Origin of the sequence: Desulfurispirillum indicum S5, assembly GCF_000177635.2 — a bacterium.
In the GTDB taxonomy this organism is placed as follows: domain Bacteria; phylum Chrysiogenota; class Chrysiogenetes; order Chrysiogenales; family Chrysiogenaceae; genus Desulfurispirillum; species Desulfurispirillum indicum.
Map to the genome: position 1 here is coordinate 1,812,998 of NC_014836.1, position 17,599 is coordinate 1,830,596.

The following is a 17,599-nucleotide window of genomic DNA, read 5'->3' on the forward strand; positions in this document are numbered from 1 at the left end:
ATGACCTCCCAAACCGAACTGCACCTGTTCGAAGGCTACGGCATCGAACTGGAATATATGGTGGTGGATCTCAGGAGGCTGAACGTTCTGCCCATTGTGGATCGCCTTCTGCAGGCTGTCTCGCGTCAGGAGGAGTGCTCCACCGTACAGCGAGGCAAGTTCGCCTGGTCCAATGAACTGGCCCGCCATGTCATCGAGATCAAAACCCATGAACCGACCCGCAAGCTGATGACCGTTCCCGAAGGCTTTCAGAAGGAGATACAGTTCATCAACAAGGTGCTGGAATCCATGGGCGGAGTACTGCTGCCCACCTCCATGCACCCCTGGATGAACCCCGAGCGGGAGATGCAGCTGTGGCCCTATGGCAACCGCGCCATCTATCAGGCCTATGACCGCATATTCAACTGCCACGGGCACGGGTGGGCCAATATCCAGAGCGCCCACATGAACCTCCCCTTCAGTGGCGACCAGGAGTTCCGCGCTCTGCATGCGGCCATCCGCATGGTACTGCCACTCATACCGGCCCTCTCCTCCAGCTCGCCGATCATGGATGGCAAGCTGACGGGAATCAGCAATAACCGCCTGACCATGTACCGCCAGAATCAGCACAAGATTCCCCTGATTGCCGGTGGCATCATTCCGGAAATCGTCAACTCACAGGCAGACTATGAAGAGCGTATCCTCAAGCCGATGTACAATCAGATCGCGCCCCACGATCCCGACGGCATCCTCCAGCACGAATGGCTGAATTCGCGGGGAGCCATCGCCCGCTTTGACCGCAACAGCATTGAGCTGCGCCTGTTGGATATCCAGGAGTGCCCCCTGGCGGATATCAGCATCATGCACTTTATCGCTGAACTCGTCCGCTCCTTCATCGAAGAGCGCTGGTGCCCCGCTGATACCATCACCACCTTTCCCGGAGAAGCGCTTGGCACCATCCTCGACCACACCATCGCCAGGGCCGAGAACGCCATCATCGACTCCCGCGAGTACCTGGAAATATTCGGGCACAAGGGTGCCACCTGCTCAGCCCAGGAGCTTCTGGGCATCATCATGGATGAAATCATCATGCCCACGTCACCCTTTTACGAAACCCTTTCAACCATTATCGGCGAGGGCAGCCTCTCCACACGCATCGCGCGCTCCCTGGGTACGGAGCTGCCAAAAAAGAAGATGCTGACCATCTACGAAGAACTCTTCCACTGTCTGCATAACGGCATCATTTTCCATGGCTAGACCCGTTCGCGTTCTTCTGAGCTGCGAGCATGGCGGCAACCAGATTCCCGACGAATACACCGCGCTCTTCGCACCACACTGCGATATCCTCAACAGCCATCGTGGCTACGACATGGGCGCGCTTGAAATGGCCCGTGCCATAGCCGATGCCACGACAGCTCCCCTCTTCGCCTGCGAAACTTCGCGACTGCTGGTGGATCCCAATCGCAGCCCCTGGCACCATCAGCTCTTTTCCCGCTATACCCGTGCACTTTCCCGTGAACAGCGCCATGCCATCGTGCAGCAGTACTACGCCCCCTATCGCGCTGCCATAGAGCAGTTCATCCGCCGCAGCATCGAGGAGAACAAGGCCGTACTGCACCTGAGCATTCACAGCTTCACCCCGGTGCTGGACAACGAAGAGCGGCAAGCCGATATCGGCGTCCTCTACGACCCACGCCGCAAGCGGGAGGTTCACTTCGCCCAGCGCATCGCAGAGGCATTCCGGGAGTCTCATCCTGAATTGCGCTGCCGAAAAAACTACCCCTATCGTGGCATCAGTGACGGACTCCCCAGCTTCCTGCGAAAAGTTTTTGACTACGAAGTCTACATGGGAATAGAATTGGAGTTCAATCAGGCGCTCTTTGAACACGACCGGCCCCAGTGGGATGAACTCGCGGCCACACTGACGCGAACGCTGTCCACGGACTTTCCCGCCAGGCGCTGAACTCTGGCATTCATGCAACACGGACTTTTACCATATTCAATGAAGGACACCCACCATCATGCCTATCCGCAAGCGATCCCTTCAATTTCCAGTGCTGGCTCTCGCGCTGACACTGCTTCTCACGGCACCAGCATCCAGCTACACCTTTCTCTTTCACACCATAGACCGCGCCAAACCCCTGGAACTCACCTTCATCGCCCGCAAGGATCCGGGAGGGCTGCACAGCCTCAACACGGAGACTGGCGGTATCCTGCGCCAGCGTCACGCCCAGCGCTTCGCGGTAGTTCCAGCTGGCAGCGTTGTCGCCCGCCTGGAAAACACCAGCCTGGAATACGAGCTGGAACAGTCGCGTCTGCTGCACACCCAGCGTGAACGGGAGCTGCAGCGGGCTACCCGCCTGCGTCAGCAGGGACTGATCTCTTCCGAAGCCTTCGACGACATCGAACTCGCCTATCAGACCGAACGGCTGCGCCGCCAGTTTCTGCAGCGCCAGGTGGACAAGACCACGGTGCGCGCACAGAGTGAGTTCTATGTCACCCAGACCTTCGGCAGCATCGGCGAGTATATGGCACCCGGTACCCCACTGGTGGAGGGCTACGATACGGCAAACTTCTCCCTGAGCATCACCCTGCCGCCATTCTACGCCGAGCTCTTCCCACACATGGACTTCTTCAGGCGCAAGCGCGACGGCAGCCTGAGTGTTCTGGAGCAGGCAGGCATATCGCCAGTGCGCGAAAGTTCCGGCGCCCTGCGCATCACCTTCCCCGACACCTTTGACGAAGTGGATCTCAATGAAACCGTGCGCATTGTCGGCAGACTGCACTCCGACTATGCCACCATACCCTTTGCCGCCGTTTTCCTGGACGAAGGGCAGTACGCCGTCTACACCCACCGTGACGGGCATATCGAAAAGGTGATCCTCGATGATGTGGTCATTTTCAGCGACCGCATCAGCTTTCACAACCAGCGGCAGCTGACCAATTACCTGCGCTCGGTCACCGGTGTCACCCGCCACAGTGAGATCGAGGATATTCTCAACCACCAGCCCGACGCCATAGAAATCCAGGTGCGCTAGATGTTCGAGCTTATTCAGCGCAAGCGCCTCGGGGTGCTGTTTATTGCCTTCGCCATTGTCATTTCCGGCATCACCAGCTACATCAAGCTCCCCAAGGAATCCATACCCGACATCACCATCCCCGTGGTCAATATCGTGGTGACCCACACCGGTGTCGACGCCCTGGGCATGGAAAAAAACGTCACCCAGAAGATCGAGAACTCCGTGCGCAGCGTCTCGGGCATCAAGCGCATGACCTCCACCTCATCGGAAGGGCTCAGCTCCATCTCCATCGAATTCATGACCCATGTGAATATCCGCACCGCGCTGCAGGACGTGAAGGACAAGGTCGATCAGATCCAGTCGGAGCTGCCCGCCGATGCCGACACCCCGATCGTCTCGGAGATCAACCTCTCGGAATTCCCCATCATGTTCCTCAACCTCTCGGGCAATGACCAGGGACTTCTCGAATATCTGGCCGATATGCTTGACGACGAACTCTCCGCCATCCCCGGCGTTCTGGGTATCGACATCTACGGCAAGCGCGACCTGGAGATATTCGTTTCCCTTGATCTGGACCGCATTGAAGCCCTGGGAGTAGACCCGATCCAGGTCGGCCAGCAGATTCTGCGCGAAAGCATCACCGTCAACAACGGCAAACTCTACGTGGACGGCAACGTCTTCCATGTCAAGACCGACGGAGAGTTCAACAGCCCCGATCCCATCCTGAATCTGAAAATCCCGACCTCTGCCGGGTTCACCTACCTGCGCGACCTGGGCACCGTGGACTTTGTGGAAAAGGAGGACCGCACCCTCTCACGCCTGGATGGCAAGCCCTCGGTCAGCCTCAGCATCAAGAAGCAGGCCGGCAGCAACCTGCTGGGCATCGCCGCCCAGGTCTACGCCATCGTGGACTACTTTAACGAACACCGCCCCGACGGCGTGGAGGAAATCGCCATCACCGGCGATCAGGCCGTGGAGATCCAGATGATGCTCGAAGACCTGGAAAACAGCGTCCTGACAGCCCTGCTGGCGGTCTTTCTGGTAACCTGCTTCATCCTGGGCGGGCGCAATACGGTGATCGTCTCCCTGGTTATTCCCTTTTCCATGCTCTGCGCCTTTGCCATTCTCAGCGCCATGAATGTCACCCTGAACATGATCGTGCTTTTCAGCCTGATCCTGGCCCTGGGCATGCTGGTAGACAACGCCATTGTCGTGGTGGAAAACATCTATCGCCTCTCCACCACCATGCCCCTGAGCCACGCCGTCATTCGCGGGGTGCGCGAAGTCGCCGTGCCCATCACCACCTCGACCCTGACCACCCTGTGCGCCTTCATCCCCCTGCTCTTCTGGGACGGCGTGATCGGCGACTTCATGAAGTACCTGCCCATCACCCTGATCATTACCCTCAGCGCTTCGCTGGCAACGGCCATCATCCTGACCCCTATTATTTCGCGGATATTTCTGCATCCTCACAAGCGAGTCTTCCGCAAGCCGCCACTGCTCAAAGTGTATGAAAAATCCCTGCTGTGGTCGCTGCACCACCGCAAGACCGTCATCACAACCGCCTTCGGCCTGTTTGTGGCAACCCTCTTCCTCTATGGCACGTTCAATACCGGCATGGAACTCTTCCCCGCCGTTGAAACCCGTAACGCCGTCATAAAACTCGACATGTCCAAGAACACCGACCGCGACACCACCGACCAAGCCGTGCGGACCATTGAAGGCATAGTGGAAGGTTTCGCCGATGTGGAATCCTACGTCTCCACGGTGTTCCAGGGCAGGGCTCAGATAAACATTCAGTTTTATGAGCAGGAGCTGCGCACCCAGAGCAGCTTCAAGACCATCGACGATATCCGTGACGCGCTGCCCGCCTTTGCCATGGGCACCACCGAGGTACTGGCCCGGCAGGACTCCCCCACCTCCGCCTACGACCTCACCATTGAGATAACCGGCGATGACTACGGCCCCATGGAGCAGGTGTTTGAGCAGCTTGTCAGCCGTATGGAGCGCGATGAACGCATTGTGGAAATCCAGGATAACTACGACAAGGAGAACTTCTACCTGCGCGTGCTCCCCGACCGTGACATGCTCTACCACCACGGCTTGACCACCCGCGATGTGTCCAGTGCCATCGACCTCTTTTTCAAGCGCCAGAAGGTCATCACCATCTATGATGACCGCAACGAGGAGTTTGATATCGTCCTGGGAGTGCAACCGGAGTACTCCTCCATTCCCCGCATGCTCGCGCACACCATACCCAATCCCCAGGGACAGCAGGTCGCCCTGGGGGAACTGATTGCCATTGAGTACAGCAACATGCTCTATCAGGTGAACCGCAAGAACAACCAGCGGGCCATCACCATAGAGTCACAGGTACGCGACGGCATCAACGCCTTCACGGTTCAGCAGGATCTCGACGCCTTTATCAGAACGCTGGAGCTGCCTGCCGGTGTTTACGTGAACTTCGCCGGGCAGGCCGAAGACCAGCAGGAAACCATGGAATTTCTCGTCTGGGCCTTCTTCACGGCGCTGTTTCTGATCTTCACTGTGCTGATCTTCCAGTTCCACTCCTTCATGATCCCCCTTATCATCGGCATGACCGTGATATTCAGCATCATGGGCGTGCTGCTGGGCCTGTTGATCATGGGCATGCCTTTTGGCATTGTCATGGTGGGAATCGGAGTGGTGAGTCTGGCGGGCATTGTGGTCAACAACGCCATCGTGCTCTTCGATTATATTCTGCGCCGCTACGAGAAAACCGGCGACATGTACAAAAGTATTGTCAACGCCGGCAAAATCCGCCTGCGTCCCGTACTGCTGACCGCCACGACCACCATGATGGGCCTGATGCCCATGTTCTTCGCCATAAGCATCAATTTCACCGGGCTCAGCATTGCCCACGGCACAGAAAGCTCCCAGTGGTGGCAGTCCATGTCCGTCACCATTGTCTTTGGCCTCATGGTCTCTACCGTGCTGACTCTGATCGTCGTGCCGACGATGTTCTACCACCACCATCTTATGAAGACCGCGGCATTGCAGTGGATTCAGCAGAAGCGTCAGCAAAGGCAATCAGCACTCCCGATGGCAACCCCCACTCCCCGCTCCCTGCGAAAGTGGTATAACCGCAGAAAGTAAAAAAAGCACCCTGCCAGGCAGGGTGCTTTTTTGCTGTAACAACGATGTGAGCTTGTGGTTTCAGGGCAGACCGATAGCCGCCAGGGAAAGGTGAGCCGGCTCGGTCAGGTACTGGGAGACCAGCCCGCGACACAGACGGTTGTTCAGTTCGTGGCCAGACTTCATGGCCACCACCTTCCCGCGCAGTCTCACACCACACAGGGCCAGGTCGCCAACACAGTCCAGAATCTTGTGGCGCACAAACTCATCCTTGTAGCGCAGACCATGGGGATTCATGACCTTGTAGTCGTCTATCACCACCGCATTGTCGAGACTGCCGCCTTTGGCCAGGCCAATGGAGCGCAGGTAATCCACATCCTTCTTGAAGGTGAAGGTTCGCGAGCGGGAGATTTCGCGCTCGAAAATCTCCTGGTTGATGGCGTAGCTGGCGCGCTGAGACGTCAGCAGTTTATGGTCAAACTCAATGGTAAAGTCGATCTCGTACTCCGAAGCGGGAAGGATCTTGATAAAGCGATCGCCATCCACAATGGAAAAAGGGCGATTGATGACGATCTCCCGACGGGAGCTGTCCTGTTTCACAATACCGGCTTCCTTGATCAGCAGGATGAAAGAAGCCGAAGAGCCGTCAAGGACGGGGACTTCGGGGCCGTCAATATCGACACGGGCATTGTCGATGCCCAGTGCGTACAGGGCAGCCATCAGGTGCTCCACCGTGCTGACCGTCACATTGTCACGTCCGAGGGTCGTCGCGAGCTGGGTATTGACAACATACTCACAGGCGGCGGGAATAACCACAGGGGGCGCCATGTCTGTGCGCACAAAATATATGCCGGTATTCTCCTTTTCCGGGTAGATCGTCATACGGACCTGTGCACCGCTGTGCAGGCCTATTCCGTAAATGGATACCGGGCTGAAGAGAGTCTGTTGCTGTGTCTTCATCGCTACTGTTACTCCAGGTATGCTTTGCGCGTTCAGGGTACGGCTTCTCAATCACCCCTAAGACTTTGCAATATTCTTGCCCAAAAGAGAAAACCTGCATAAGCAGCAGGTTACACCCAATAAACACGACAGAGCCAAGGCTTCTGTAGGCATTTGACTACAGGTAATCGTGGTGTAGCCGCAACACAAAGTCACAGCGCGAAGCGCCAGTCACGAAAGTCGAATTTTCACCCAGATGGGGCAATGATCCGACGGTTTTTCCAGAGCGCGAATCTCGTAATCGATGCCACCATCGAGGAGTTTTTCTTCAAGGGGAGTGGTAACCAGCATGTGATCGATGCGCAGCCCCCGCTTGGGTTCGCGCTCAAACCCACGGCTGCGGTAGTCAAACCAGCTGAGCTCCTGCATGTCGGGAAAGAGCAGCCGATGTGCGTCGCGCAATCCCCAGTCGGTTAAGCTCTGGTACCACAGGCGCTCTTCGGGGAGGAAGCAGCACTTCCCGCTGCGCAGCCAGCGGCGCGCGTTGTCTTCGCCAATACCCACATCGGAATCGGTCGGAGCTATGTTCATATCCCCCATCAGCAGCAGCTGCTGCGCTGGCTGATGGCACTGCTGCAGATAAGCAGTAAGGTCCGCATAGAACTTCTCCTTGGCGGGAAACTTCTGGGGGTGGTCGCGACTCTCCCCCTGGGGAAAGTACCCATTGAGCACGGTGATGCGACTGCCATCGGAAAGGGCATAATCAGCGCCGATAAAGCGGCGTTGGACATCGGGGCCATCGCCGGGAAAGGACTTGCGCACACTGTTAGGCTGTGCGCGTGAAAGCAGGGCCACGCCATAGTGCCCTGGCTGCCCGTGAAATTCACTGCAATAGCCAAGTTCCCTGATGGCGTCCACAGGAAAGAGCTCATCGCTGACCTTGGTCTCCTGCAGGCCGATGACATCTGGCTGATACTTCTGGATAATGGCTTCGAGCTGGTGGAAGTGGGCGCGGATTCCATTGATATTGAAACAGATAAAGGTTTGCATGATTCACCATAAAAAAAAATACGCAGGACGGGGCGGGGTGCCTGAGCCAATCGTCCTGCGTTAAGGTAAAAGAATCACGCCAGAATATCAATGTGAAAACCGGAGAAAGCGCCCGCCGGCGCGTCGGTTTCCCTTTCCCTCTCCCGCTCAAGGCGCACAAGCTCCTGACGTGCTTCACGCTCGGCAGCGGAGGCCTGCGCAGCCACCTTCACATCCTGGGGAGATGGTTCCGCCGGGGCCAGAGCAGCCCGTCGCACCACCTCCATCTTGAGGATAGTGGCCTCTGGATCTCCCGCGACCGGCGACGTGTCAATGGACACCTCACCACCCACCGCATAGCGCTGTCCATCGGAGCCAACCACAAAGTCATAGCTGATGCCACTGGTAACATAGGGGCCACCCACGGCCGCGTGAGCCTGCTCGTGGGCCCGGACTTCCTGGTCCCGCTTTCTGAGCTCCTGAACCTGGCGCTCTTCACGGGTATCCAGCTCGTCCGGCTGCTGTTGTCTGCGGCTCTGCGCCTCAACCTGGCCATGGCCTTTGTGAAGCTCTGAGCCCTGGGAACGAGAGAAGGAGGAAGACACCATCCACGGGTCTGTACCGATGCTGGATATTTCCATAATCGCCTCCTCCTGGCAACAGGCACCACAGCCGTCCCCTTTTCCCTTCGGCAGGGTGCCGGGCAAACTTGAGAGGCTCGCCTGACCCCCTGACACACCCGTGGAAACTTCCAACACTTTTCCCTTTTCTTTCCCGTCCGGGAAGGCCAATATGGCAGAAAAATCAGCACCTTTTCCCAGGAGGACACCATGAATCCCGTTGCACTGGTTACCGGGGCCGCCCAGTCCATCGGCCGGGTCATTGTCGAACACCTCTGCCGTGAAGGCTGGCACGTGGCAGCTCTGGACGCAGATTCTCCGGCCATAGAGTCGGCCCGCCACACATGGTCAGCGGGCAATGACAGCATCCACTGGATCTGCGCTGATGTCTCCAGAGAGGCGGAAGTGTCGCAGGCTATTGAGGAGGTGCGTGAACGCTGGCAGCGCCTTGATGGCGTCGTCAATAATGCTGCCATCAGCAGCGCGCACTCCGGGCCACCGGAGACACTGTCCCTGGAACAGTGGCGACGTGTGCTTGAGGTCAACCTCACGGGAACCTTTCTGGTCAGCCGATGTGCGCTGCCCCTGTTGCGAAGTTCCAGGGGAGCCGTAGTCAACATTGCCTCTACACGGGCCCTGCAGTCAGAACCCTTCAGCGAAGCCTATGCCGCCAGTAAAGGCGGTGTCCTGAGCCTTACCCACGCGCTGGCGGCTTCAACGGCAGGAGAAGTTCGCGTCAACGCCATCAGCCCCGGCTGGATAGATACCGGCCCCTGGCTCCCGGCGGAGCGCCGGCAGCCCCTGTGGGAAAACCCGTCCGACCACCAGTGGCACTGGTCGGGGAGAATCGGCTTGCCACAGGATATCGCATCCATGACAGCCTATCTCCTGTCATCCGCAGCCCAGTTCATTACTGGACAGAACTTCACCATAGACGGCGGCGTTTCGCGCAGGATGACCTATCCTCCGAGCCCCTGAAGCACAAACGTGCTTTCTCCATGAGACACGCAGTCACGATTTCCAGAGAAGCACGGATAAAACGGCTGCAGTGGACTTCACCCAGGAGAACCCTTCCGGACTTTCATTCGCTGCTGACAGCCATCAGGGTGAAAGCAGTTTCACGCTCTCACTGTTTTGGCAGGAAAATATGCGCTTCAGGATATTGCGCCACAGGGAGGATGAGGCTACAGTGACCTGCGAAGGCAGAGTCACCATCTGACCTTCCGGTACGAGATCAGCCAAGGAGGCACCATGAAACCTTCACGAGCATACCCCATCGCCATGGTGGTTTTCTTCACTCTTTTTCTGAGCGCCTGCGGAACCAAACTTCCGCTCGGCATGGATGAGGCCGAATGGAATACCCTGTCATCACAGCAGCGCCTGGACGCGCGGGCAAAGCAGGCAGAACTTGACCAGGCCAGGGAGCAGCGGCGCACGGCGGAAGCCCAGCAGCAGGCAGCACAAACCCGGCTGCGGGAACTGGAAGCTGCCCGTCAGCTGGCCGAACTCGAAAAATTCCGCTGCGAAGCCCGCTACGGAGATCGGGTACAGTGTGTCCTCCATGAGGCGCAGATATACCGTTCCCGCCAATGGCAGTCGGTACAGCCCATTGCCCTTGACGTCGTGCGCGGCACTGAGGTTGAAGCAGCGGTCCACCAGCAATCCGAACGCTCCCTTCGCACCATCGACTCCGTCTTCGGCACTTTTGACGGTCAGACATTCACCATCTGCCGCGACAGCGGCTCCCGCTCCCTGTCACAGCACAACTGCATCCGACTCGTCGGTACCTTTGAGGACTTCCGGCGCGGAATCAACCGACCTGTGGAAGCTCCGGAGTTCTTACGGGGAAAACTGCGCTGCTCCCTGGCTCCTGCTGAGGGAATGCCAAGCGAAATCATCATAAGGCGGTGATCCTATGCGTCACAAGATTCTGCGGTTCGTCCCTATACTCATGGCCATTTCCGCGCTTGCCTTCGGCTGCTCGGCACCCCGCGTCATCGAACCCCCCGAAGTACAGGAAGTGCAGCCAGAACCTCCCGTCCATGAGCTGGTTTTCATGCGCTGCGGTACCCTTGACATCCTGATTGAGCCTGTTTCAGCGCACCGGCTGATCCTGAGCACCAGTACCCTCACCCTGGAAATGACAGCGGTGCCAAGCGCCTCCGGCGCGAAATACGAGGCTGCCGATGATGGTTTCTCTTCCTTCTGGAGCAAGGGAGAGACGGCCACGCTGGTGCTGCGCAACCAGGTGTACCCGGAATGCCGCACCACCGAACCCATACACCTGCCCTACCGGGCAACCGGAAACGAACCCGGCTGGCGCCTGGACATAACCGAGCATCAGCTCATCCTCTCATACCACTACGGGGCTGGCCGCCTGAGCGCGCCAAAACCACCCGCCCAGGTGCAGCGTGGCGCCAAAGTGCGTTACGAGGTCACGGAAAAGCCGCATTCCCTGCGCGTTGACATAGAACCACAGATCTGCGTCGACACCATGACGGGCATGCCCTCTCCCCACAGGGTATCGCTGTATCTCGACGGGGAAGAACTGCAGGGATGCGGTGGCGATCCGCACCATCTCCTGCAGGACAGACAGTGGCGTGTTCGGGAAATTGGAGGCGAAAGCGTGCCTGAGAATCTCCAGGTGACCCTTGCCTTCGGACCTGAGCGCAGACTGCAGGGCAGGGCTCCCTGCAACCGCTTTGCCGGCACCTACCATCTCAGTGCCGAGGGCCTGCTGATCCAGCAGGTCGCCGCGACAAAGGTCGCCTGTCCACCAGCCACCATGCAGCTGGAGCAGCTCTTCTTCTCTTTGCTGGAAGGAGTCTCCCGCTTTGAAATGGGCAGGGACGCACGGTTGACACTGCACTCCGCCCAGGGGAGCATCATAGCCGACTAACCGGTACGGTCTCTCACAAACCGTGTTTTCAGGAGCCAGTTCCCCACACCTGCACGTGTTTCAGGGTAAAATGGAAGCAGGCTCCCTGATCGCTGTTCTCAACACCCATATCACCACTGTACCGGTCTTCAACAATCCGCCGGCACAGATACAATCCCATCCCTTTATGGCGGGACTTGAAAGCAGTGGTGACATACGGCTCAAATATGCGGGGCAGCAGTTCGTTGTCTATACCCCCAGCGTTATCAGCCACGCTGACGCTCAGGTTGCCGGAAGCAGGGTCGAGCTCGGCCCGCACCAGCACATGCACCTCACTCAAACCACGCTGCTGCATGGCATCCAGAATATTTCTGAAGAGGACGATGAAGATTTCCACCACATCCTTGCGGTACACATTGACATGCAGGTCGGGATCAATGTGACAACGCAGCTCCGGCAACGGCGCGCGCCCTGAAGAGGCCAGCTTGAATGCCTGCTCACACAGGGAGCGCAGTCCATAGTCCTCCCGTGAGCTTTGCTGCGATCCATAGAAGTCCGTAAACTGGGTAATGGTCTCGGAAAGACGGAATATCTCCGCAAGAGCCTGTTCAATGCGCTCTGACATGACTTCCTTCGTCAGTAAACCCATCTGCTCCAGCTCTTCCAGCTCCTGCATGCACATTGCCGCCACATTCAACGGCTGCCGCCAGTGGTGCGCCAGGTCAACCAGCAGGCGATTCATGGCCTGCTGACGGTTCTGATCGGCAATGACCTGCTCCTGCTGACGAGTCGTCTGGACCGCCTCACTGATGATGCTGGCCTGTCGCTCCAGCGTGTCATGGAGTTTCTCGCGCTGTTCATGGTTGCGCTCAATCCAGCGCACCAGCATCTGAAAGGCAACGAAAAGCCCCACAAGGCCAACCAGAAATATGAGCCCATGGGTCAGGATCAGGTAGGTAATGGTATTGCTTTCCAGCGCATAGTAAGGCGCCAGCGGCACCGAGATACTGACGCCACCGCGCACCTGACCAACAACATAACCCTGATGCGCGTGACACTTCAGGCACCCCTCCACCGTCATCATGGGCCGCATCAGGCGAAAATACGCCTCGCCTTCAATGGTGCTGAATTCAAAAGACTCCCGCGAGCCTGCTTCAAAGCTCAGCAACGCACTGCGCTCCCACTCATCGGGAGTGTTGGAAGGCCGCAGGGGATCAAGACTGGTGATGCGCCCTTTGATGCCATAGAGCTCGCTGAACTCATCGACAACCTGGCGCAGCATATAGGCCGGATTCATCAGGGTAAGGGGCTGACCGGATGGCGTTGCGATGTCCCTCTCGGGAATATGGTACAGATAGGGATTCGGTGGCGTGCGTTCATTGGAGGGAACATAGATACCGCCATGCTCCGTGGCCCAGGCGCGAAACGCCTGATCCTTATTGAAGTTGGCAATGGCGGTATTTTTCACCAGTTTATGGGTAATGGAGCGCATGTGGTGGAGGTTCCAGGCCAGGGAACTGGAGATAAGCACAAGCCACACCAGCAGACCCGACAAGGCGATGCGGCGCACCAGCGCCATATCCTGGGTGAGCGTGCGCCTGTCGTTTTCTGTCCGGGATCCATTGCGCTCACCGCTCATAAACACACCCGCACTCCGTGGGATAGAGCAGGCTGCTGATTGTTTTGCGGCATTTCAGCGGGCTGATAGAGAACATCATGCGCAAACCACACCTCCTCCCTGCCGGCAACTGGGGAAGCGCAGGAAGGGATCAGATCAAACAGTAGAGACCACTTCAAATTTCTTACCACTGCAGCTTAACAGCTCGTGAGCCATACTTCAAATCAACAGTGCATCGCAACCGGGAACAGCCATATGGAAGACCAAACTGACAGGCGTTCATGGCCCGCGAAGAACTCAGTCGGTCTCCCCCTGTCTGACCAGCGCCACCAGTACATTCAGGTTCGTAATATACTGCTTCAGTTTCTCTTCGCTTTCCGGATTGAAGATGTTTCCGATAATTTTGCGATACGACTTCTCCAGCCTGGCATATTCCGTCTGACCCTTCTCCGTGAGGGCAACATACTGGGCCCGTGAGTCTTTCGCGTCCTGGGTACGACTCACCAGTCCCGCCCGCTCCAGCCGATTGACGACACCCGTCAGGGTCCCTTTGGTGATCAGGGTGATCTCACTGACATCCTTGTGCTTCATGGGGCCTTTTTCATCAAGGGCCTTGAGGACCTTGTACTGCGAAGGGGTCACGCCCAGTTTGCTGGTTCTTGAGTCCACGGCGTGCTTGTACGCCTTTTCAAATTCAGTAATCTTCATTATCAGCTTGTTAATGGTATCTCGTTTTGACATGGTACTTCTCCCTGTAAATAGTGCTCACTTCATCCTCGGGGAAAATCCTCCCCATGACTGCCATGCAGCCTGATCATAAGAGAAGTTACCATGCCAATGTCACCCGAAAGTCACAGGAGGAGAATTAATTGTGAATCTTCGCGCTTTGACATTTCAGGGTTCAGTTGCTGTGTTTTCCAGCAGCAACTCCATTTCGTTCAGGTGTCGCACCAGTATGGAGTAGTAGTTGCGAATGCGCTCCACATAGATTACGGGCTCGCTGCCCCTGGCGCGACCAAAGGAGAGGTTTTCGTAGTACTGGGGATGAGAGAGTTTCGGCAGCACGTCCCTGAGCCCGGCCCAGGTGTCAGGATCGTACCCCAGCTCACCGGCCAGGGTTCGGGCATCATAGACATGCCCCATGCCAACATTATACGCCGCCATGGCTATCCAGGTTCGGTCAGGTTCACGGATACTTTCGGGCAGGCGGCTGCGCAGGCTGGCCACATAACGGGCACCGCCGTCAATGCTCTGGGCCGCATTCAGACGGCTGGATATTCCCAGGTCGCTGGCCGTACGCAGGGTCAGCATCATTATTCCCCGCACCCCGGTGGGGCTGCGGGCAGCCGGATTCCAGTGGGATTCCTGATACGCCTGGGCGGCCAGCAGGCGCCAGTCAATGCCATAGGCCTCACCGGCGCGCTCAAACATGGCGCGAAAGCGTGGCAGCCGTTCTTCTATACTGTGAAGGAAACGCCGCGTGTCGACGTAATCAAAATTTTCCACAGGAGCATAGTGCCGCGCAATAATTGCCTGCAGGCGCGAAGAGAGCACCATTTCTCCGTGCCAGGCGGACAGGGCTTCCACCAGATCACCGGAGCCACGGGGCAGCAGCCAGACCCGGTCAAAGGCCAGGGGCAGGGTGAACTCCACAGTCAGCTCCGGAAAAAAGCGGCGATTCATGGCCACCACATGGGACTGGGCAATAGTGCAGTCGGCTTCCTGCTCCCAGATCCGCCGCAAGTGGACTTCTTCGCTGGAAAACGGTTCAATGGTCCAGCGCGGAGTCGGCACATGGGACTTGCGCAGTTCGCCGAGGAGAAACTTATAGGAGGTGTGGCTGCTGAGCAGCAAGGACGTGCCCAGCAAGTCTTCATGAGACATGGCCCTCGTGCCGCCACGGCGGCAGACGACCTGCTTGTGCACTTCATAGAAGGGGGGGCTGAAGTCAAAGCGACCTTCCCAGCGTGGGGTACGGGTAAAACCCGCTGCGGCCAGGTGGGCCTCCCCGGCCTCAAGGGCCGCGACAATCTCGTCCACAGAGCCTCGCTGATCAAAGCGCACCGGTATACCGAGAAAGCTGGCGAACTCACGGGCCAGGTCGTATTCAATGAGATCGGGTTCCTCAAAGGCGTACTGAACCACGGGCTGCAGGGTCAGAATCACCAGCTCGCCCTGTTCCCTGATCAGCTCAAGCTGGCTGGGCCCCTGGCTGAGCCATTCCGTAAAGCGGATGACGCCGCCAGCGAACAGAAGTGTTATCAGAAGGGCAAACAGGAGAAGCTCATTACGGATGGAGCCAGGCGCAGTCATGGGAATCCCTCTTTTGTCACGTTCTGGCCATCTTACATTTCACCGTGACCATCGTCCACCGTGAATACACCCAGATGCCACAGACTCTCTGAAAAGGGCCTACAGCAGTGCTTCATTCGCCTCCTGGATAATTTCGATCTGCCGCCTCGCGATATACTCCTTCAGAGACTCCTGATTCTGACGATCGCACTGAAGCAGCAAGGCCACAATGCTCATGCGCCCAATACCCTCAACCCGCTGCAGGGTTCCCCGGGCCTGGATGGTTTCATATCCGGCCGCCCGGGCTCCGGTCACCAGGGTCACTTCCACTTCCATGCCTTCACGCAGCCAGTCCGCCGCCATGGTATGGAAGGTGGCGGACTGCAGTGACAAGTCAAACAGGCGCTCCTGCAGGACATTCCCTTCCGACGCCACGATAATTTTCACGGTGTCAGGTACCTGCAGTCGGACATAGCGGCGCTGCCGGGTACGATTTTCCTTGAAGGAAAACTCCTTGAGGGTGACCCGCATCTGATCTTTATCGAAATCCCTCAACCGTGCCAGAACAGATTGCCCCAGCAGTTCGCTCTCAAGGTAGACTTTCTTCTCCAGCAGCAACGCGTAAAACTGTTTGCGGGGCAGTATCAGATCCACGCTGTCCACCCCCAGGCCAGCGATGGAAACACTGGCCTGGACGCACATCCCCTTGAGGCAATTACTCAGATGCACCTGCTGCCGACGCTGGTGCACCTCGCGAAAACGCGCGAGGATCGACTCACTTTCGCGGATCGCCTCCAGATCCGAGCTCACCACCTCCATGCTGCGGGCATCGATAATCAGGTTCCGCCCCAGGGTCTGGCCATGGCGTAACGCCTCCAGGGCACTGCGGGCAAACGCCATCTCATCTTCACCCTCCACGGCCTCGGCGATACTGAAACTGCAGGTAATGCTGCCCACAAAGGGGAATTCGTGCTGCGCCACGATGCCACGCAAGCGGTGCACGAGATTCTGAATAACGATGTGGTCACTGTTGGGAGCGATGATCATCAGCTCCTCATCGTCCCAACGCCCCAGAATATCAAAATTGCGGATATTTTCCTTCAGCAGGGTAGCCAGGCACAGCAGCACTTCATCGGAACACTCCTGTCCCAGGGAAACATCAATATCATCACGATAGTCCACCGCCAGCATCACCACCGACAGCGGCGAACGGTAACGCCGGGCATACTGAATCTCGCGGTTGAGCAGAAACGAACACTTGGCGCGGTTGTGCAGGCCCGTCAGCGGGTCGACGGTCGCCAGTTTTTCCAGCTCCTGCTGCTGGTGCTCCAGGTCTGTCATATCGGTCAGCGTGATAATGGAAATATTCTCCCCCATGGGGAACTTTTTGACCCGCATGACAAAGAACCGTTCCTGATGGGTACGGCTGTCCAGCATCTTGATCTTGCACGAACCATGGGCTTCCTGGTGCCAGTTCTCGGTCCGCGGAAAAAAGCACCCGTCCTCATCCAGGAAAAACGGGCGGATGCAGCTGTAATTCTGCGCCATCACCTGCAGGCTGGAGCACTGGAAGTAGTCCAGGGCTGCGCGGTTGGCACCGATAATGCTGCTGCGATCCGCCACAACGATCAGGCTGTCCTGACTGTCGAGAATCTTCTGAATCAGCCGGATCTGCTGATGTTCCTTCTCGCGCAACAGCACATCGCGCATGGTGCGCCCGATACTCTCCAGCAACTTCTCGCGGCTGATGGGCTTCAGGACAAACTGGCTGACGCCGATATCAATCGCCTGAATCATCAGATCCGTCTCACTGTGGGCCGTGGTGAGAATAATATGGGCGTCGGGCTGAAGCCTGCGGATCTCGCGGCTCATCTGCAGGCCATCCATAACCGGCATCCGCACATCGCTGATCACCATGTGCGGCTTGTGTTCCCGGAATAATTTCAGACCTGCCCGCCCATCTTCCGCCACATAGACTTTCTTGAAGCGTCGCTGCAGAAACTTGGCAATATTCTCGCGTACGCCTGGCTCATCCTCCACATAGAGTACCGTCAGCCGGGCAAGCCATTTTTCACTGTTATCCATGGAAAATCCTCCGGTTGATGGGGTG

At 57.6% G+C, this 17,599-nt stretch carries 14 protein-coding genes; 7 read left to right on the forward strand and 7 right to left on the reverse strand.

The window, feature by feature from the left end:
• The 4 genes from SELIN_RS08575 to SELIN_RS08590 are packed head-to-tail and all read left to right on the forward strand — an operon-like array spanning window position 1 to window position 6,134.
• Window positions 1-1,236 carry a glutamate-cysteine ligase family protein gene (locus SELIN_RS08575; RefSeq protein ID WP_013506273.1) on the forward strand — a complete coding sequence of 412 codons (1,236 nt, stop codon included), beginning with the start codon at window positions 1-3 and terminating at the stop codon, window positions 1,234-1,236.
• Window positions 1,229-1,942 (forward strand): N-formylglutamate amidohydrolase, encoded by a 714-nt coding sequence (locus SELIN_RS08580; protein WP_013506274.1) that lies wholly within the window; start codon window positions 1,229-1,231, stop codon window positions 1,940-1,942. Before SELIN_RS08575 ends, SELIN_RS08580 begins: the two co-directional genes overlap by 8 nt.
• A 58-nt stretch (window positions 1,943-2,000) precedes the next feature.
• The gene (locus SELIN_RS08585; RefSeq protein WP_013506275.1) at window positions 2,001-3,017 is read left to right on the forward strand and encodes an efflux RND transporter periplasmic adaptor subunit; all 1,017 of its coding nucleotides are present in this window, start codon (window positions 2,001-2,003) and stop codon (window positions 3,015-3,017) included.
• On the forward strand, window positions 3,018-6,134 hold the full coding sequence (locus SELIN_RS08590) for an efflux RND transporter permease subunit (protein ID WP_013506276.1): 3,117 nt from the start codon (window positions 3,018-3,020) through the stop codon (window positions 6,132-6,134).
• 60 nt (window positions 6,135-6,194) lie between these two features.
• Here SELIN_RS08590 and lpxC read toward each other — a convergent pair whose 3' ends face one another.
• The 3 genes from lpxC to SELIN_RS08605 all read right to left on the reverse strand — a co-directional run bounded on the left by lpxC (window position 6,195) and on the right by SELIN_RS08605 (window position 8,722).
• Window positions 6,195-7,073, reverse strand: coding sequence for a UDP-3-O-acyl-N-acetylglucosamine deacetylase (gene lpxC, locus SELIN_RS08595; protein ID WP_013506277.1), 879 nt, complete (start codon window positions 7,071-7,073; stop codon window positions 6,195-6,197).
• A gap of 210 nt (window positions 7,074-7,283) precedes the next feature.
• Window positions 7,284-8,102 carry an exodeoxyribonuclease III gene (xthA, locus tag SELIN_RS08600; RefSeq protein WP_013506278.1) on the reverse strand — a complete coding sequence of 273 codons (819 nt, stop codon included), beginning with the start codon at window positions 8,100-8,102 and terminating at the stop codon, window positions 7,284-7,286.
• Window positions 8,103-8,176: 74 nt separating this feature from the next.
• Window positions 8,177-8,722 carry a putative metalloprotease CJM1_0395 family protein gene (locus SELIN_RS08605; RefSeq protein ID WP_013506279.1) on the reverse strand — a complete coding sequence of 182 codons (546 nt, stop codon included), beginning with the start codon at window positions 8,720-8,722 and terminating at the stop codon, window positions 8,177-8,179.
• A gap of 189 nt (window positions 8,723-8,911) precedes the next feature.
• On the opposite strand from SELIN_RS08605, the gene SELIN_RS08610 reads away from it, so the two are divergent.
• From SELIN_RS08610 to SELIN_RS08620, 3 genes are all read left to right on the forward strand, one after another.
• The gene (locus SELIN_RS08610) at window positions 8,912-9,679 is read left to right on the forward strand and encodes an SDR family oxidoreductase (protein WP_013506280.1); all 768 of its coding nucleotides are present in this window, start codon (window positions 8,912-8,914) and stop codon (window positions 9,677-9,679) included.
• 273 nt (window positions 9,680-9,952) lie between these two features.
• Window positions 9,953-10,612 (forward strand): hypothetical protein, encoded by a 660-nt coding sequence (locus tag SELIN_RS14030; RefSeq protein WP_013506281.1) that lies wholly within the window; start codon window positions 9,953-9,955, stop codon window positions 10,610-10,612.
• Window positions 10,613-10,616: 4 nt separating this feature from the next.
• Window positions 10,617-11,600: an META domain-containing protein gene (locus tag SELIN_RS08620; protein WP_013506282.1), complete on the forward strand. Its 984-nt coding sequence runs from the start codon at window positions 10,617-10,619 to the stop codon at window positions 11,598-11,600.
• A gap of 28 nt (window positions 11,601-11,628) precedes the next feature.
• Here the strand turns inward: SELIN_RS08620 and SELIN_RS14035 are convergent, their stop codons facing one another.
• From SELIN_RS14035 to SELIN_RS08640, 4 genes are all read right to left on the reverse strand, one after another.
• Window positions 11,629-13,218: an ATP-binding protein gene (locus SELIN_RS14035; protein WP_226509082.1), complete on the reverse strand. Its 1,590-nt coding sequence runs from the start codon at window positions 13,216-13,218 to the stop codon at window positions 11,629-11,631.
• Window positions 13,219-13,494: 276 nt separating this feature from the next.
• Window positions 13,495-13,938: a MarR family winged helix-turn-helix transcriptional regulator gene (locus SELIN_RS14040; RefSeq protein WP_013506284.1), complete on the reverse strand. Its 444-nt coding sequence runs from the start codon at window positions 13,936-13,938 to the stop codon at window positions 13,495-13,497.
• Between the two features lie 153 nt (window positions 13,939-14,091).
• Window positions 14,092-15,510 (reverse strand): membrane-bound lytic murein transglycosylase MltF, encoded by a 1,419-nt coding sequence (gene mltF, locus SELIN_RS08635; RefSeq protein ID WP_013506285.1) that lies wholly within the window; start codon window positions 15,508-15,510, stop codon window positions 14,092-14,094.
• A gap of 99 nt (window positions 15,511-15,609) precedes the next feature.
• Window positions 15,610-17,574 carry a response regulator gene (locus SELIN_RS08640; RefSeq protein WP_013506286.1) on the reverse strand — a complete coding sequence of 655 codons (1,965 nt, stop codon included), beginning with the start codon at window positions 17,572-17,574 and terminating at the stop codon, window positions 15,610-15,612.
• Between the last annotated feature and the right edge of the window lie 25 nt (window positions 17,575-17,599).

Bases quoted from the DNA above. Each gene is read 5' to 3' on its own strand.
- lpxC (WP_013506277.1), bottom strand. From the start codon at position 7,073: ATGAAGACACAGCAACAGACTCTCTTCAGCCCGGTATCCATTTACGGA.
- SELIN_RS14035 (WP_226509082.1), bottom strand. From the start codon at position 13,218: ATGAGCGGTGAGCGCAATGGATCCCGGACAGAAAACGACAGGCGCACG.
- SELIN_RS08620 (WP_013506282.1), top strand. From the start codon at position 10,617: ATGCGTCACAAGATTCTGCGGTTCGTCCCTATACTCATGGCCATTTCC.
- mltF (WP_013506285.1), bottom strand. From the start codon at position 15,510: ATGACTGCGCCTGGCTCCATCCGTAATGAGCTTCTCCTGTTTGCCCTT.
- SELIN_RS08580 (WP_013506274.1), top strand. From the start codon at position 1,229: ATGGCTAGACCCGTTCGCGTTCTTCTGAGCTGCGAGCATGGCGGCAAC.
- SELIN_RS08585 (WP_013506275.1), top strand. From the start codon at position 2,001: ATGCCTATCCGCAAGCGATCCCTTCAATTTCCAGTGCTGGCTCTCGCG.
- SELIN_RS14040 (WP_013506284.1), bottom strand. From the start codon at position 13,938: ATGTCAAAACGAGATACCATTAACAAGCTGATAATGAAGATTACTGAA.
- SELIN_RS08610 (WP_013506280.1), top strand. From the start codon at position 8,912: ATGAATCCCGTTGCACTGGTTACCGGGGCCGCCCAGTCCATCGGCCGG.
- SELIN_RS08590 (WP_013506276.1), top strand. From the start codon at position 3,018: ATGTTCGAGCTTATTCAGCGCAAGCGCCTCGGGGTGCTGTTTATTGCC.
- SELIN_RS08575 (WP_013506273.1), top strand. From the start codon at position 1: ATGACCTCCCAAACCGAACTGCACCTGTTCGAAGGCTACGGCATCGAA.
- SELIN_RS14030 (WP_013506281.1), top strand. From the start codon at position 9,953: ATGAAACCTTCACGAGCATACCCCATCGCCATGGTGGTTTTCTTCACT.
- SELIN_RS08605 (WP_013506279.1), bottom strand. From the start codon at position 8,722: ATGGAAATATCCAGCATCGGTACAGACCCGTGGATGGTGTCTTCCTCC.
- SELIN_RS08640 (WP_013506286.1), bottom strand. From the start codon at position 17,574: ATGGATAACAGTGAAAAATGGCTTGCCCGGCTGACGGTACTCTATGTG.
- xthA (WP_013506278.1), bottom strand. From the start codon at position 8,102: ATGCAAACCTTTATCTGTTTCAATATCAATGGAATCCGCGCCCACTTC.